15 protein-coding genes are annotated in these 14425 nt (G+C 67.0%); 12 read left to right on the top strand and 3 right to left on the bottom strand.

The features are described from left to right. Positions 1 to 369: 369 nt before the first annotated feature. On the bottom strand, positions 370 to 1611 hold the full coding sequence (locus AB0O89_RS10945; protein ID WP_363497393.1) for an MFS transporter: 1242 nt from the start codon (positions 1609 to 1611) through the stop codon (positions 370 to 372). Then, positions 1608 to 2054 carry a MarR family transcriptional regulator gene (locus AB0O89_RS10940; RefSeq protein ID WP_363497390.1) on the bottom strand — a complete coding sequence of 149 codons (447 nt, stop codon included), beginning with the start codon at positions 2052 to 2054 and terminating at the stop codon, positions 1608 to 1610. Before AB0O89_RS10940 ends, AB0O89_RS10945 begins: the two co-directional genes overlap by 4 nt. Positions 2055 to 2235: 181 nt before the next feature. Here AB0O89_RS10940 and AB0O89_RS10935 point away from each other — a divergent pair, with 181 nt between their 5' ends. From AB0O89_RS10935 to AB0O89_RS10895, 9 genes are read left to right on the top strand one after another with little or no spacing between them, the layout of a single operon-like run. Further along, positions 2236 to 3435 (top strand): substrate-binding domain-containing protein, encoded by a 1200-nt coding sequence (locus AB0O89_RS10935; RefSeq protein ID WP_363497387.1) that lies wholly within the window; start codon positions 2236 to 2238, stop codon positions 3433 to 3435. Positions 3436 to 3447: 12 nt separating this feature from the next. After that, positions 3448 to 4239, top strand: coding sequence for an ABC transporter ATP-binding protein (locus AB0O89_RS10930; RefSeq protein ID WP_292712189.1), 792 nt, complete (start codon positions 3448 to 3450; stop codon positions 4237 to 4239). Further along, positions 4236 to 4979, top strand: a complete 744-nt coding sequence (locus AB0O89_RS10925; protein WP_363497383.1) for an ABC transporter ATP-binding protein — start codon at positions 4236 to 4238, stop codon at positions 4977 to 4979. The genes AB0O89_RS10930 and AB0O89_RS10925 overlap by 4 nt, the downstream gene beginning before the upstream one ends. Further along, positions 4976 to 5851 (top strand): branched-chain amino acid ABC transporter permease, encoded by an 876-nt coding sequence (locus AB0O89_RS10920; protein WP_292712193.1) that lies wholly within the window; start codon positions 4976 to 4978, stop codon positions 5849 to 5851. Before AB0O89_RS10925 ends, AB0O89_RS10920 begins: the two co-directional genes overlap by 4 nt. Then, positions 5848 to 6963: a branched-chain amino acid ABC transporter permease gene (locus tag AB0O89_RS10915; RefSeq protein ID WP_363497378.1), complete on the top strand. Its 1116-nt coding sequence runs from the start codon at positions 5848 to 5850 to the stop codon at positions 6961 to 6963. Before AB0O89_RS10920 ends, AB0O89_RS10915 begins: the two co-directional genes overlap by 4 nt. Further along, on the top strand, positions 6960 to 8528 hold the full coding sequence (locus AB0O89_RS10910; RefSeq protein WP_363497375.1) for an AMP-binding protein: 1569 nt from the start codon (positions 6960 to 6962) through the stop codon (positions 8526 to 8528). The genes AB0O89_RS10915 and AB0O89_RS10910 overlap by 4 nt, the downstream gene beginning before the upstream one ends. Next, positions 8512 to 9201, top strand: a complete 690-nt coding sequence (locus tag AB0O89_RS10905) for a TetR/AcrR family transcriptional regulator (RefSeq protein ID WP_363497372.1) — start codon at positions 8512 to 8514, stop codon at positions 9199 to 9201. Before AB0O89_RS10910 ends, AB0O89_RS10905 begins: the two co-directional genes overlap by 17 nt. Continuing rightward, complete coding sequence (locus AB0O89_RS10900; RefSeq protein ID WP_363497369.1) at positions 9198 to 9950, top strand: 3-hydroxybutyrate dehydrogenase; 753 nt, start codon at positions 9198 to 9200, stop codon at positions 9948 to 9950. Before AB0O89_RS10905 ends, AB0O89_RS10900 begins: the two co-directional genes overlap by 4 nt. Continuing rightward, entirely contained in the window at positions 9947 to 10855 is a 909-nt protein-coding gene (locus tag AB0O89_RS10895) for an alpha/beta fold hydrolase (RefSeq protein WP_363497366.1), read from the top strand. The genes AB0O89_RS10900 and AB0O89_RS10895 overlap by 4 nt, the downstream gene beginning before the upstream one ends. A 27-nt stretch (positions 10856 to 10882) precedes the next feature. Here AB0O89_RS10895 and AB0O89_RS10890 read toward each other — a convergent pair whose 3' ends face one another. After that, positions 10883 to 11668 carry an IclR family transcriptional regulator gene (locus AB0O89_RS10890; RefSeq protein ID WP_363497363.1) on the bottom strand — a complete coding sequence of 262 codons (786 nt, stop codon included), beginning with the start codon at positions 11666 to 11668 and terminating at the stop codon, positions 10883 to 10885. A gap of 139 nt (positions 11669 to 11807) precedes the next feature. Here AB0O89_RS10890 and AB0O89_RS10885 point away from each other — a divergent pair, with 139 nt between their 5' ends. The 3 genes from AB0O89_RS10885 to AB0O89_RS10875 are packed head-to-tail and all read left to right on the top strand — an operon-like array spanning position 11808 to position 14423. Continuing rightward, positions 11808 to 12587 carry a CoA transferase subunit A gene (locus AB0O89_RS10885; RefSeq protein ID WP_363497360.1) on the top strand — a complete coding sequence of 260 codons (780 nt, stop codon included), beginning with the start codon at positions 11808 to 11810 and terminating at the stop codon, positions 12585 to 12587. A 1-nt stretch (position 12588) separates the two neighbouring features. After that, on the top strand, positions 12589 to 13242 hold the full coding sequence (locus AB0O89_RS10880; protein WP_363497357.1) for a CoA transferase subunit B: 654 nt from the start codon (positions 12589 to 12591) through the stop codon (positions 13240 to 13242). After that, on the top strand, positions 13239 to 14423 hold the full coding sequence (locus tag AB0O89_RS10875) for an acetyl-CoA C-acetyltransferase (protein WP_363497354.1): 1185 nt from the start codon (positions 13239 to 13241) through the stop codon (positions 14421 to 14423). The genes AB0O89_RS10880 and AB0O89_RS10875 overlap by 4 nt, the downstream gene beginning before the upstream one ends. Positions 14424 to 14425 lie beyond the last annotated feature (2 nt).

Genomic DNA, 14425 nt, shown 5'->3' with positions numbered 1-14425 from the left:
AGCAGCAGTTGGCGCTACTGATCCTCGGGGACCTCGACCCCTACCCGCCGAACCTCACCCGGCGAGCCTCACCCCCACCGAATGTCCGAAGAGCCACCAAACCCGTGGGGCAGTTCAGGTTGTCACCTATTCGTTCCTCACGCCCAAGCGCGGTCGCGTGTTCGTTCTGCGACACGCGAACGCTGACACATCCGTCCGCCTCGCGTGAGAGTGCTCTCACATAGCGTTCGCATAGCGGGCACCAAGGGTAGATTCGTTGGCAGAGCAACACCTTCGCGGTATTCGGGTAACCGCGAAGATGGCGGCCCGGGTGAGAGGTTCTCTCCGGGCCGCATTTCTGTCTTCGGGCGAACCCGTCGGCAGGATGTCTCAGCCGGCGTCTCCGATGAGCACAGCGGCGCCTTCCTCTTGTGCATCCGCGACGTGACCGTCGATGCGGGTGAGCGCGCCGCGCCCGAGCAGGATGATCAGCCCCGACAGCAGCACCGCGACGGCGGCGACGTAGTACGGAACGCTCGCCGAGAACCCGTGCCACAGCAGAGCGGCCAGCGGGGGAGCGGCGGCGCCGCCGAGGAAGCGGACCGCAGAGTACGCGGACGACGCGACGGCCCGCGGGTGGTCTGTGGCCTCCATGACCGACTCCGTCAGCACCGTGTTCATGACGCCAAGCAGGAGACCTCCGATGACGATGCAGGTGACCAGCGCCGCTGCCGACGCGACCAGCAGCCCGGCAATGAGCAGGTCCACGGCAAGCAGCACGAGCGTGCCCTGCATGATCGTGGTGCGCGGCATCCGTCGTGCCAGGGCTGGCGCGACCCAGACGCTCGTGATTGCGAGCGCAACGCCCCAGCCGAAGAAGGTCAGCCCGATGCCCATCGCGCCGAAGCCGAGCGGGAAGGGTGAGAAGGCCAGCAGGATGAAGAATCCGATGTTGTAGAACAGGGCAGCTGTTGCCAGCACGGCAAGGGCGGGGGTGCGCAGCGCGCGGATCGGAGCCGACAGTGGGATGGGGGTTCGCCGCTCGCCGGTCCCGCGAACGAGCACGGCGACGGCGATGAAGGCGATCGCCATGAGGGCCACCACGCCGAAGAACGGCCCGCGCCAGCTGACCTCACCGAGAAGACCGCCGAGGAGCGGCCCGATCGCGATTCCGAGGCCCAGGGCGGCTTCGTAGAGGACGATCGCCGCGCCGCTGCCACCTGCAGCCGCCCCGACGATCGTTGCCAGGGCGGTGGAGATGAACAGGGCGTTGCCGAGTCCCCAGCCGGCGCGGAAGCCGATGATCGCGTCGACGCTGCCGGACAGCGCCGACAGCAGAGAGAAGACCACGATGAGTCCGAGCCCCGTCATAAGCGTGGCCTTGGTGCCGATGCGGCTCGAAACCCAGCTGGTGACGAGCATCGCGAGCCCCGTGACAAGCAGGTAGCTCGTGAACAGCAGCTCGGTCTCCACGGGTGTCGCGTCGAGCGAGGCGGCGATCGCGGGCAGGATCGGGTCGACCAGGCCGATTCCCATGAATGCGACAACACAGGCGAACGCGACAGCCCACACCTGTGCCGGCTGGCGCCAGACCGATGAGGTGGATGTCGGGGCGTGCGTGGATGCGGTCATTGGTTCCGTCCTGAGATGTTGAGGGGAACATCGATCGTGCGCTCGCGCAGTAGCTGAGCGGTGCGCTCGAGCGCAGCACGGTCGGCTTCGGTGAGGTCGGCGAACAGGGGCGCGAGTGTCTCGCTCAGCTGCGCCCGCCAGCGCTGAAGGGCTCCGCGTCCATCAGCGGTGATGCGCACCACGGTCGCCCGGGAGTCATCGGGATCGGGGGATCGGGTCACCAGCGCCTCATCCGCCATTTGGCCGATCAGCCGCGTCATCCCGGGCTGTGTCGTTCGCGCCGCCGAAGCGAGTTCGCCGATCCGAAGCGCACCCTCCCGCTCCAGGGTGGCAAGGGCTCGCCACTGCGCCGCGGGGGTGTCGTTGCCGGTGCGGTGTGCTGCGATGCGACCCAGTGAGTAGGCCGCGCTGATGATGGTCTCGATGGGGCCAGCGTCCGTCACGATCTCGACTATATACCTCAGATATATAACTAAGGCATGTAATTCGGATCCGATCGCGAATCGGTAACGGATGACGACATCCCGCAGCCATGACTTGCCCCTTGTTCGCCCGTCGCCTACTGTAGGTGCCACCTGAATCAGCTTTCAGGTATGCCCCCTTCCAACGGTGAAAGGCACGCACATGCGGGTTACGAAGAAGTTGCTCCTGGGCACGGTGGTCGCCACCAGCGCCCTTGTTATGGCGGCCTGTGCGCCGCAGGCCGACGGCGGCGACGCCGGCGGCGAGACGGCTGGACCCTCAGAGGTCACTGTCGGGATCGTCTCGAGCGAGAGCGGACCGCTGGCCAGCTACGGCGAGCAGTACCTCTGCGGGTTCCGGGCCGGAATGTCCTACGCGACCGACGGGACCAACGAGATCAACGGGACGACCATCAACGTCGAATACCGCGATGACGCGGGCGATCCGGACAAGGCCGTGACCGCCGTGAAGGAACTCATCGGTGACGGCGTCAACATCATCGCGGGCACCGCATCGTCGGGCGTTGCGCTCGCCGTTGCCGAGCAGGCGGCCCAGAACAAGGTGCTCTACATCTCCGGCCCCGCAGCGGCTGACGCGATCACCGGCATCAACGACTACACGTTCCGCTCGGGTCGCCAGAGCTCGCAGGATGTTGCGACGGCAGGCACCTTCCTCGACGACATCGAAGGCAAGACGGTGACCGTCTTCGCGCAAGACACCGCGTTCGGTCAGGGCAACGTCGCCGCGGTCGAGTCGATCCTCGGTGGCCAGGGTGCGACGGTCAACTCGGTGCTCGTTGCCGAGGACGTCACGGAGTTCACACCGTTCGCGCAGCAGGTGCTCGCAGGCAACCCCGACCTCGTCTTCGTCGCATGGGCAGGTGCCACCTCGGGCGCGATGTGGCAGGCGATGAGCCAGCAAGGTGTGCTCGACGCGATTCCGGTGGTCACCGGCCTCGGCGACTCCGCGACGTTCGGCGCGTACGGTGAGGCTTCGGAAAAGATCAACTTCCTGAACTACTACTTCCCCGGCGCCCCCGACAACGCCGTCAACACCGAGATGATCAGCCTGCTCGAAGAGGACGGCTGCACGCCCGATCTCTTCAGCCCCGACGGCTTCAACGCGGCGCTCATGATCGTTCACGCGATCGACGAGGGCCAGGGTGACGTCGATGCGATGATCGCGGCCCTCGAGGGCTACTCCTTCGACGGTCCGAAGGGCACCCTGACTGTGCGCGCGGGTGACCACGCGCTGCTGCAGGAGATGTACCAGGTCAAGCTCGTCGCCGACGGTGGCAGCTTCGTTCCCGAGCTGATCGACACGGTGTCTGCCGACGCGGTAGCCCCCGCCGAAGCGCAGTAAGGCCGAGAACCAATGAGCACTCCGGTTCCGTCCGCGCCCGCGCAGCATCCGGCTCCCTCTGCCCTGCGGGTGGAGAAGCTGGGTCTGCAGATCGGCGGCGCGACAATTCTGAAGGATGTCGACCTCGATGTGGCCCCGGGTTCCCTGGTAGGCGTCATCGGGCCGAACGGTGCGGGCAAAACCACGCTGTTCAACGTCGTCTCCGGCATCATGACCCCCACAGCAGGTCGGGTTCTGATGAACGGTGAAGACATCACGAGGATGTCTGTGCCTGCCCGGGCGCGGGCGGGGCTGGGGCGCACCTTCCAAACCTCGAGCCTGTTTCCCAAGCTCAGCGTGCTCGAGAACGTGAGGCTCGCCGCCCAGGTGGCTGTCGGGCACGACTACTCGCTCTTCCACTTTCCGGCGAGCAAGGATGCCGCGACCCGGCGCGCCTTGCAGAACCTCGAAGAAGTGGGCCTGACACACAAGCTCCTGACGCCAGCGGGAGACATCTCGCACGGTGACAAGCGCAAGCTCGAGATCGCGGTGCTCCTGGCGATGGATTCGAAGATCGTGCTGCTCGATGAGCCGATGGCCGGCGTGGCATCCGGCGATGTCGCGGGCCTGGTCGACAACATCCGTGAGCTGCAGGAAAGAACCGGATGCACGGTTCTGATGGTCGAACACCACATCGACGTGCTGATGGGGCTCGTTGAGAAGGTCGCCGTGATGTACTTCGGCTCGATCATTGCGTTCGACTCACCCGCAGAGATCATGGCCAACCCGCTCGTGCAGAGCGCCTACCTCGGGAACGCCGCATGAGCGCCATCCTCGACGTCAGCGACCTGCGCTGCTCGATCGCCGGGCAACCTGTCGTCGAGAGCGTGACCTTCTCGGTTCCGGCCACCGGAATCACCGCGGTTCTCGGGCGCAACGGCGTCGGCAAGACCTCGACGCTGCGCGGCATCCTGGGACTCATTCATCGCCGCGGCGAGGTCCGTCTTGCCGGCGAACGGATCGACACGCTCCCCACGCACCGGATCGTCCAGCGCGGCGTCGGGTACGTCCCGGAAGACCGTGAAGTGTTCGCCAAGCTCACGGTCGCCGAGAATCTTGCGTTGGCCGAACGGCAGCGCAACCCGCGCCGCGAGTTCGTCGCCGAGCTCTTCCCTGACCTCGTGAACCGTCGCGATCAGATGGCGGGCACGCTGTCTGGCGGACAGCAGCAGATGGTCTCGGTCGCCCGCGCACTGATGAACGACAACCAACTGCTGCTGGTCGACGAGCCGACCAAAGGCCTCGCCCCCAAGATCGTCACCGAGGTGGCAGACGCCCTCGAAGAGGCTGCCAAGACGGTGCCGATCCTGCTGGTCGAACAGAACCTCGAGGTCGTGAAGCGCCTCGCGCACGATGCGATCGTCATCGACAGTGGCCGCGTCGTCCACGTCGGACCCGCCCGCGAGATCCTCGACGACGAGGACCTCACCCAGCGCTTGCTCGGTGTCCACGCCGAGCGGCAGGCGGATGCCGGAACCGCACCATCCTCGGAGGCGCACTCGTGAGCACCATCATCCTGACGCTCGTGACCGGTGTCGGTCTCGGCGCCCTCTACTTCCTCGTCGCCTCGGGGCTCAGCCTCATCTATGGCCTCATGCACGTCCTCAACTTCGCGCACGGTGCGTTCCTGACCCTCAGCGCCTTCCTCGGATGGATGGTCGCGCAGGCGCTCGGGACCGAGTCCTGGTGGTCGTTCCTGGTCTCGATCCTGGTCGGCGCCGCCGTCGGTGCCGTTTTCGCGACTCTCACCGAACTCGTCCTGATCCGCCCCCTCTACGAGCGACACATCGAGCAAGTGCTCGTCACGGTAGGACTCTCGTTCGCCGCCGTCGCCCTGTTCGAAGGGGTGTGGGGCACTGACGCCATTCCGATCTCGGGGCCGCCGTGGCTCAAAGAAACGACCGAGATCCTCGGTGCACGCATCCCCAACGTGTACTGGATCCTGATGCTCGCCGCCGGACTCGTTCTGGCAGCACTGGTGCTGTTCCTCAAGAAGACGAGGTACGGCATGATCATCCGCGCCGGCGTCGAGAACCGCTCGATGGTGACGGCGCTCGGGATCGACGTCCGGCGCTCGTTCACACTCGTCTTCGCGATCGGTGGGGCAGCTGCCGGCATCGGCGGCGTGCTGGCGATGCACTACTCGACCTTCGTCTCGGCGCACCTCGGATCGACGCTGCTGATCTTCGCGTTCATCGTCACGGTCGTCGGCGGCCTCGGGTCGCTGACTGGGGCGGCGGTGGCATCCGTGCTGGTTGCCGTGCTGCAGCAGTTCGCGAACTTCTACCTCGGCGGCACCGGAGACTTCATCGTCGTCATCCTGCTGGCGGTCGTGCTGCTCGTACGACCCTCTGGACTTCTCGGGAGGAAGGCATGAGCATCCGTCGATACTGGCCGGCCCTCGTCGGCGTCGGGCTCGTGATCTTCATGGCGGTTCTGCCGCTGCTGAACATCTCGATTCCCGGCATCCTTCCGACCCCCACCTACCAGCCCGGCACCCTCGCGCTGCTCTCGCTGTGCATGGTGTTCGCCTCGCTCGCACTGTCGTACAACCTGCTGCTGGGGACCTCCGGGATGCTGTCTTTCGGGCACGCCCTCTACTTCGGCGCCGGTGCCTATGGCCTCGGCATCGCGCTCGAGCACTTCGGGGTACCCCTGTTCCCCGGCGTGTTCGTGGCCCTGATCGGAGGAATGATCATCGCCTTCGTCACGGGCGCGGTCGCCATGCGCGTCTCGGGAATCCCCTTCGCGATGGTCACGCTCGCGTTCGCGCAGGCCGGCTCCGTGCTCGTCCGCCGCAACTCCGCGATCACGGGCGGTGAGGAGGGGCTGAGCCTCAACACCGAGCAGGTTCCCGACTTCCTCGTCGGCGTGATCAACACGCGCAACCTGTATTGGTTCGCCCTAGCGGTATTGGTGATCGTGTACCTCGTGACGCTCTGGGTCGATACCTCTCGCCTCGGTCACCTCGCCCGGGCCACCCGCGAGAACGAGCAGCGCGTTCGGGTCCTGGGCCTGCGGCCCTACAGGGTGCGACTCATCGTCTTCGTGATCGCCGCGGTGCTCGCGAGCCTGGCCGGGGTCGCCTACATGCTGCTGCAGTCGGGAACAGTTCCGCGCTCCGTCTCTGCCGATCTCACCATCACGGTGCTCGTCATGGTCGTGCTCGGTGGCGTCGGATTCCGGTGGGGTGCGATCGTCGGGGGAGTGCTGTACACCCTGCTCGATCAGCGGCTCACAGTGCTCGCCGGCTCTGAAGCCATCGCGTCGCTTCCCGACTTCCTGCGCATCCCCCTGTCGGAGCCGCTGTTCCTGCTTGGTGCACTGTTCATCATCGTCGTCATGTTCCTGCCCGGTGGCATCGCCGGCACGATCGATGCCTGGTGGCGTCGTCGTCACGGCGAACGCCACGTGCGCGATAGTCTGCGGAGCATCGACGACGCGGAGGCAGATGCCGACGCGGTCGGTGCCTCGGAGGTTCGAGCGTGAGCAACGACGTACAAGACGAGTCGCACACGATCGGCCGGTGGCTGATCGAGCGCGCCGCGCATACACCGCATCGTGTTGCAATCGATGATCGCGGGGTGACGATCACCTATGGCGAGCTGGCCGACCGGGCGCGGGAGCTCGCCGGGAGCCTCGCCGCTGCGGGCTTCGGCCCGGGATCACGCATTGCGACCCTTGCAGGCAACTCCATCGACCATGTCGTGCTCTTCTTCGGATGCGCGCTGGTCGGTGTCGCGTTCGTTCCGCTGTCGTGGCGCCAGAGCACGCGCGAGCTCGTCGACACGCTCGGGCGCAGCGACCCGCAGCTGCTGGTCGTGGATGACGAGTTCGCGGCATCCGCAGCCGAGGTCATCCGCGAACTGGCCGAGCCGCCGCTGCTTGTCGCGCTGGGCACCGCAGGGATCGAGCGGGCGGTGCCACCGGCGCGGGATCCTCGGCAGGCCCGGCCGGTGCGTGACGACGACCCGCTGCTGATCGTGTTCACCTCGGGGAGCGAAGCCGCGCCCAAGGGCGTCATCCTCACCCACGCCAACTGCTTTTGGAACAACCTGGCCCTGGGTCGCGCCCTGCCCCTGGGGGAGGGGGATGTCGTCCTCACCGTCCTGCCGCAGTTCCACGTCGCCGCGTGGAACTGTCAGCCGCTGCTGGCGTGGTGGGGCGGGGCGACCGTCGTGCTCGAGCGCTCGTTCGACACCGAGCGGGTGCTGCAGCTCATCCGAGATCGTCGGGTCACCGCGATGATGGGCGTGCCGACCCAGTACGCGATGCTCGCCGAGTCTCGTGGCTGGGAAGCCAGCGACCTGTCATCGATTCGCCTCGCGCTCGTGGGTGGTGCCACGCTTCCCAGTGCGGTTCGGGACGCCTGGCAGGCCCGGGGGGTCGAGCTGGTGCAGGGCTACGGACTCACCGAAGCGGGCCCCAACGTGCTGCATTGTCCGACTGGTCGTACCGGTGGCCATGAAGGTGCGGTAGGTCGGCCGTATCCTCATGTCAGCGTCCAGGTCGTCGATCCCGACACGCTGCTTCCCCTGCGGGGGGAGGCGACGGGCGAGCTCTGGGTGCGAGGGCCGAGCGTGTTCGCAGGCTACCTGGGTGACCCGGATGCCACGGCCCGGGCCATGCACGGGGACTGGTTGCGCACCGGCGATCTCGTGCACCGTGACCGAGACGGCGTGTTCACGGTCGTCGACCGGCTCAAGGACATCTTCATCTCGGGCGGCGAGAACGTCGCGCCCGCCGAGGTCGAGCACGCACTGTGTTTGCATCCGCTCATCACCGGTGCTGCCGTGGTCGGCGTGCCCGACCCGGTATGGGGCGAACGGGGCGTTGCTTTCGTTACGCTTCGAACCGGCGCTCTCGTCTCCGAGGACGAGATCTTCGCCCACGCGCGGCGCACCCTCGCGGCCTTCAAGGTGCCAATCGCCGTGGAGATCGTCGAGCGGCTGCCGCGGTCATCGATCGACAAGTTGGCCAGGTCGCGCCTCCACGAGCGTGCCAGCGCGATCGTCGCATCGGCTCAGGAGGTGTCGCATGAGCGTTCCCGTTGAGGACGAGGACGTTGCACCGGTCTCATCGGCGACCGGACGTCCGTTGACCAAGCGCGGCGAGGCAACGCGGCGCCGGCTTCTCGAGGCTGCCGAAACGGTGTTTGCAGACCAGGGGTATCACGAGGCATCCATCGTCAAGATCACCGAGCGTGCTGGCATCGGGCTCGGAACGTTCTATCTGTATTTCGACAGCAAGCAGGCGATCTTCGAAGCGCTCGTGATTGACCTGAACCGGCGGGTGCGGCACTCGATGTCGGAGGCGATGGCTGGAGCGTCGAGCCGGCTCGAAGCCGAACGCGCGGGCTTTGCCGGATTCTTCCGGTTCACGGCGGCGCATCCTGCCTTGTACCGCGTCGTGCGCGAGGCGGAGTTCGTCTCGCCCGAGACGCTGCGACTGCACTACACACGCATCGTCGAGGGGTACGAGGCGGGGCTGCGTGCCGCACAGGCGAGTGGGGATGTCGACGCTGCGCTTGATCCCGAGGTCACCGCCTGGGCGCTCATGGGCATGGGGGAGCTCATCGGAATGCGGTTCCTGCTCTGGGAGCGGGATGCCGAGGGTAGGCCACCCGCCCAGCTTGACCCCGCCGTGATGGCGTCGATGTCGACGCTCATCGACAACGCGCTCGCACCCCGGATGGGCGGGCCGACAAGCACGAAGGAGTCCCGATGACCGAGAAAGACCTTGCGGGGCGACGCGCCCTGGTCACCGGTGGCGCGAGCGGCATCGGCCTCGCGTGCGCGACAGAGTTCGCCTCCCGGGGTGCCACCGTCGTCGTCGCCGACCTCAACGCCGAAGCTGCTCACGCAGCAGCCGAGCAGATCGGCGGCGAGGCGTGGGTCGTTGACCTCTCCGAGACGGAAGCGCTCGATGACCTGAGCCTCGAGGTCGACATCCTGGTCAACAATGCCGGCATCCAGCGCGTGAGCCCCATCGCCGAGTTCGACCCGGGAACGTATCGAATGATGATGCGGCTGATGCTCGAGTCGCCGTTCCTGCTGGTGCGCGCCGCACTTCCGCACATGTACGCGAAGGGGTGGGGTCGGATCATCAACATCTCCAGCGCGCATGGGCTGCGCGCGAGTCCGTTCAAGGTCGCATATGTGTCTGCCAAGCACGGGCTGGAGGGGCTTTCGAAGGTGACGGCGCTCGAAGGTGGCCCGCACGGCGTCACCAGCAACTGCATCAACCCGGCTTACGTGCGAACACCGCTCGTCGAGAAGCAGATCGCTGATCAGGCGAAGGTCCACGGGATTCCCGAAGACGAGGTCGTCGAGAAGATCATGCTCACCGAGACCGCCGTGAAGCGTCTCGTGGAGTCGGACGAAGTGGCTTCGCTTGCCGGATGGCTCGCCTCCGACAAGGCCGGCATGGTCACCGGCGCTTCATACACGATGGATGGCGGGTGGACCGCACGATGAGTGCCCACACGTATCGCACGATCGAGGTCGCTGTCCCCGGGGGAGACCTGCACGTCGGTGTCTGGGATCCGGTGGCTCCGCAGACCGCGCAGGTGCTGCTCGTTCACGGGGTCACCTCGTCGCACCTGGCATGGCCGTTCGTGGTCGAAGAGCTCCCCGGCATCCGTGCCATCGCACCTGACCTCCGCGGGCGTGGGTGCAGCAACGAGGTTTCCGGCGCCGCGGGTCTCGCAGCCCATGCCGACGACCTGGCGGCTGTGCTCGATGACCTCGGAATCGAGAGCATCCCGGTCGTTGGTCACTCCATGGGCGCTTTCGTCTCCGTCGTCTTCGCGCACCGGCATCCGTCTCGCGTCGAAAGCCTGTTGCTCATCGACGGCGGTCTGCCGCTGGACGTACCCGCGGGAATGGATGCCGACGCTGTCGCCGCCTACGTGCTCGGTCCCACCGCGGCGCGACTGTCGATGCGGTTCGCATCGATCGATGACTATCTCGAGTTCTGGCGCCCACACCCCGCCTTCGCGCACGCGTGGTCTCCCGAGCTCGAGAGCTACTTCGCGTACGACCTCGTCGAGGACGGATCGGGGATGCTGCGACCGGCGACGAGCTACGCGACGATGGTCGACGACACGGTCGACATGAACACGGGAACCTCGCTGCCCGAGGCGCTCGCCGACCTGCGGCATCCGACTGCCCTCATCACGGTGCCGCGCGGACTGCAGAACGAGGAGCCGGGGCTCTACGCGCCGGAGTACCTCCAGGGGGTTCTAGCGGCGTATCCGCGCATTCAGCACACGCGGCTCGATGACCTCAACCACTACACGATCGTGATGAGTGAGCCGGGTGCGCGCGTCGTCGGTGAAGCCGTTCGACAGCTCGTCGCACACCGGCATCCCGTGGGGTGACGGAGTCCACCGTTCGCCCGAGCCGCCTTAGCCGCGGGCTGCCGCGACCCGCGTCGTGAGCTGGTGCGCGTGGGCTAGCAGGATGCGGCCAAGCTCGGGGAGCCTCTCGGGACCGAAACGGAATTCAACTCCCGTGAGGCTCAGCGCCCACTGTGGGTGCCCCTCGCGGGTGAAGACGGCAGCTCCCACTCCGAAGCTTCCCTCGACGATCAGGCCCGGGTTGACGGCGTAGCCGCGCTCGTGCGTCTCACGCAGGCGCCCTCGAAGCCGCGCAGGCGCGTGCGCGGCACCCCACCGCTCTGGGAGCTCGGGATGCCGCTCGAAATAGGCGTCCACATCGTGGTCTGGGAGGAAAGACAGAATCGCGAGGCCCGCAGAGGCGACGCCCAGGGGAAACCGCACGCCCTCCGCCAGCACGAACGAGCGGATGGGGAAGCTGCCCTCCTCGCGCAGCAGACATACTGTCTCGTCGCCCCGGCGGACCGAGAGGAAGGCGCTCTCCTCGGTGCGCACCGCCAGCGAGCGCACGATGTCTCGGGCGAGGCTCGTGATGTCATACCGCGATGCGGCGGCAGCACCCATGAGATAGAGCTCGGGACCAGGCATCCACGTGCCGCGCGCTTCGTCCTGGTCGACGAGCCCTTCGTGACGCAGCGCTGTGAGGAGTCGGTGGGTGGTCGGTCGAGTGAGGTCGGCCCGCCGCGCCAGCTCCGACACGGTCAGTCCAGCGGCGCCCCCTGCCGACACCAGGCGCAGCAGAGAGGCTGCGCGCGCGATCGCCTGCGCACCCGGTACGGAACGAGCACTGTCCATGATGTGGACGGTAGCCGGGGTGGTGTCCACATCGCAAGCGGATGGTGGCGTCGGCGCGCGCCCGGCAGCGACGATGGCCATGCGGGCGCGCCATGATGCGGCGACCCGGAACGCACCGGCAGACCGAAGGAGCTCATCCGTGATCGACAAGACCTGGGAGTCGCCGGCCGAGGCCGTTGCCGACATCCCCGAAGGCGCGACCCTCGCCGTCGGCGGGTTCGGCCTGTCGGGCAACCCGATGGCACTGATCGAGGCCCTGCACGCCCGCGGCATCGGCGACCTGTCGATCGTGTCCAACAACTGCGGCGTGGATGACTGGGGCCTGGGCATCCTGCTCGCCGACAAGCGCATCCGCAAGATGACCTCGTCGTACGTCGGCGAGAACAAGGAGTTCGAGCGGCAGTTCCTCTCGGGCGAACTCGAGCTCGAACTGACCCCGCAGGGGACGCTCGCCGAGAAGCTCCGCGCCGGTGGCGCCGGGATCGCCGCGTTCTATACCCAGACTGGGGTCGGCACTCAGGTCGCCGAAGGCGGACTGCCTCGGCGCTACGACGGGTCCGGTGGCGTCGCCGTCGCTTCGCCGGTGAAGGATGTCCGCACGTTCGCGGTGTCGGGTCGCGAGCGCGAGTATGTGCTCGAGGAAGCGATCGTCACCGACTACGCCCTCGTCCACGCGCTGCGGGGTGACCGCCACGGCAACCTCGTCTTCAACAAGGCGGCTCGAAACTTCAACCCCCTCGCGGCGATGGCGGGCCGGATCTGCATCGTGCAGGTCGAGGAGCTGGTCGAGCCGGGTCAGATCGATCCGGATGCCGTGCACCTGCCCGGCGTCTACGTCCACCGCATCGTCGAGGTCGGTTCCGACATCGAAAAGCGCATCGAGCGACGCACCGTCTCGGTGAACCCGGAAGGAGCCTGAGATGGCACTCAGCCGCAACGAGATGGCCGCCCGAGCCGCCCAGGAACTAGCCGACGGCGCCTACGTCAATCTGGGCATCGGCCTGCCGACCCTCGTGCCCAACTATGTTCCAGACGGCGTCACCGTCGTGCTGCAGTCTGAGAACGGCATCCTGGGTGTGGGTCCCTACCCGCAGGAAGCGGATGTCGATCCCGACCTCATCAACGCAGGAAAAGAGACCGTGACGACCCTGCCGGGCGCCGCGTTCTTCGATTCCGCGACGAGCTTCGGCATGATCCGGGGTGGCAAGATCGACGCCGCCATCCTCGGGGCGATGCAGGTCTCGGCATCCGGTGACCTTGCCAACTGGATGATCCCCGGAAAGATGGTGAAGGGCCCCGGCGGCGCGATGGATCTCGTGCACGGCGCCGCGAAGGTGATCGTTCTGATGGAGCACGTCGCCAAAGACGGGACGCCGAAGATCGTCACCGACTGCTCGCTGCCGCTGACGGGCAAGGGCGTCGTCGACCGCATCATCACCGACCTTGCGGTTCTCGATGTGACGCCCGAGGGTCTTGTTCTCGTCGAGCTTGCACCGGGTGTCAGCGTCGAGGACGTCGTCGCTGCGACCGAGCCCGAGATCACCGTTTCGCGCGACCTTAAGGTGGAGGCATGAACCACGAGGATGTCGTCATCGTCGGTGCCGCACGCACCCCGCAGGGTCGGCTGAAGGGGCAGCTGTCATCGCTGCCCTCCACGGCCCTGGGAAGCATCGCAATCCGCGGTGCGCTCGAGAAAGCCGGCATCGGTCCCGAGGCCGTGGATGCGGTTCTGGTCGGTCAGGTCCTTCCCGCTGGTGCGGGCCAGAACCCCGCGCGCCAGGCCGCGATCGATGCAGGTATCGGCTGGGATGTTCACGCATCGTCGATCAACAAGGTGTGCCTTTCGGGGCTGACCGCCGTCATCGATGCCGCCCGCATGGTGCGCCTCGGAGATGCCCGGGTTGTCGTCGCGGCGGGCATGGAGTCGATGTCGCAGGCACCGCATCTGCTCATGGGCTCGCGCGAAGGCTGGTCGTACGGATCCATCGAGGTGCTCGACCACATGGCCCACGATGGCCTGACTGACGCGTTCGATCGCGAGAGCATGGGCGGCTCAACCGAGCGACACAATGCCCGCTACGAGGTCACCCGCGAAGACCAGGATGCCGTCGCCGCCCGCTCTCACCAGCGCGCGGCTGCCGCGTGGGAAGCAGACGTGTTCGCCGACGAGATCGTCCCGGTCGAGATTCCGCAGCGCAAGGGCGACCCGAAGCTGGTGACCCGTGACGAGGGCATCCGTCCCGAAACGACAGTTGACACTCTTGCGGGGCTTCGCCCGGCGTTCTCGAAAGACGGCACCATCACGGCGGGTAACTCGTCACAGATCTCCGACGGCGCCTCGGCCGTGATCGTGACGAGCCGCGCTCACGCCGACGAGAACGGCTGGCCGGTGCTCGCCGTCATCGGGTCGGCCGGTCAGGTCGCGGGCCCCGACAACACCCTTCACGCCCAGCCCGCCCGGGCGATCCTCGCCGCGTGCGAACGCGAGGGGATCACCGCTTCCGATCTGGACTTCGTCGAGATCAACGAGGCGTTCGGTGCCGTGGTTGCGCGCTCTCAAGCAGAGCTCGGCCTCCCCGACGAGGTCGTCAACATCCACGGTGGCGGCATCGCGATCGGTCACCCGATCGGCGCATCGGGCAACCGGCTCGTCGTGCACACCGTGTATGAACTGCTGCACCGCGGTGGCGGCACGGCAGCCGTCGCGCTGTGCGGCGGGGGCGGACAGGGCGACGCGCTCATCCTCAAGCGCTGAAC

The organism is Microbacterium sp. NPDC076895 (assembly GCF_040687115.1).
GTDB lineage: Bacteria > Actinomycetota > Actinomycetes > Actinomycetales > Microbacteriaceae > Microbacterium.
This window is presented reverse-complemented; position numbering and strand designations above follow the sequence as displayed.

Coding starts and splice junctions, on each gene's coding strand:
- AB0O89_RS10880 (WP_363497357.1), top strand. CDS start 12,589: ATGGCACTCAGCCGCAACGAGATGGCCGCCCGAGCCGCCCAGGAACTA.
- AB0O89_RS10895 (WP_363497366.1), top strand. CDS start 9,947: ATGAGTGCCCACACGTATCGCACGATCGAGGTCGCTGTCCCCGGGGGA.
- AB0O89_RS10925 (WP_363497383.1), top strand. CDS start 4,236: ATGAGCGCCATCCTCGACGTCAGCGACCTGCGCTGCTCGATCGCCGGG.
- AB0O89_RS10935 (WP_363497387.1), top strand. CDS start 2,236: ATGCGGGTTACGAAGAAGTTGCTCCTGGGCACGGTGGTCGCCACCAGC.
- AB0O89_RS10900 (WP_363497369.1), top strand. CDS start 9,198: ATGACCGAGAAAGACCTTGCGGGGCGACGCGCCCTGGTCACCGGTGGC.
- AB0O89_RS10905 (WP_363497372.1), top strand. CDS start 8,512: ATGAGCGTTCCCGTTGAGGACGAGGACGTTGCACCGGTCTCATCGGCG.
- AB0O89_RS10875 (WP_363497354.1), top strand. CDS start 13,239: ATGAACCACGAGGATGTCGTCATCGTCGGTGCCGCACGCACCCCGCAG.
- AB0O89_RS10890 (WP_363497363.1), bottom strand. CDS start 11,668: ATGGACAGTGCTCGTTCCGTACCGGGTGCGCAGGCGATCGCGCGCGCA.
- AB0O89_RS10945 (WP_363497393.1), bottom strand. CDS start 1,611: ATGACCGCATCCACGCACGCCCCGACATCCACCTCATCGGTCTGGCGC.
- AB0O89_RS10930 (WP_292712189.1), top strand. CDS start 3,448: ATGAGCACTCCGGTTCCGTCCGCGCCCGCGCAGCATCCGGCTCCCTCT.
- AB0O89_RS10915 (WP_363497378.1), top strand. CDS start 5,848: ATGAGCATCCGTCGATACTGGCCGGCCCTCGTCGGCGTCGGGCTCGTG.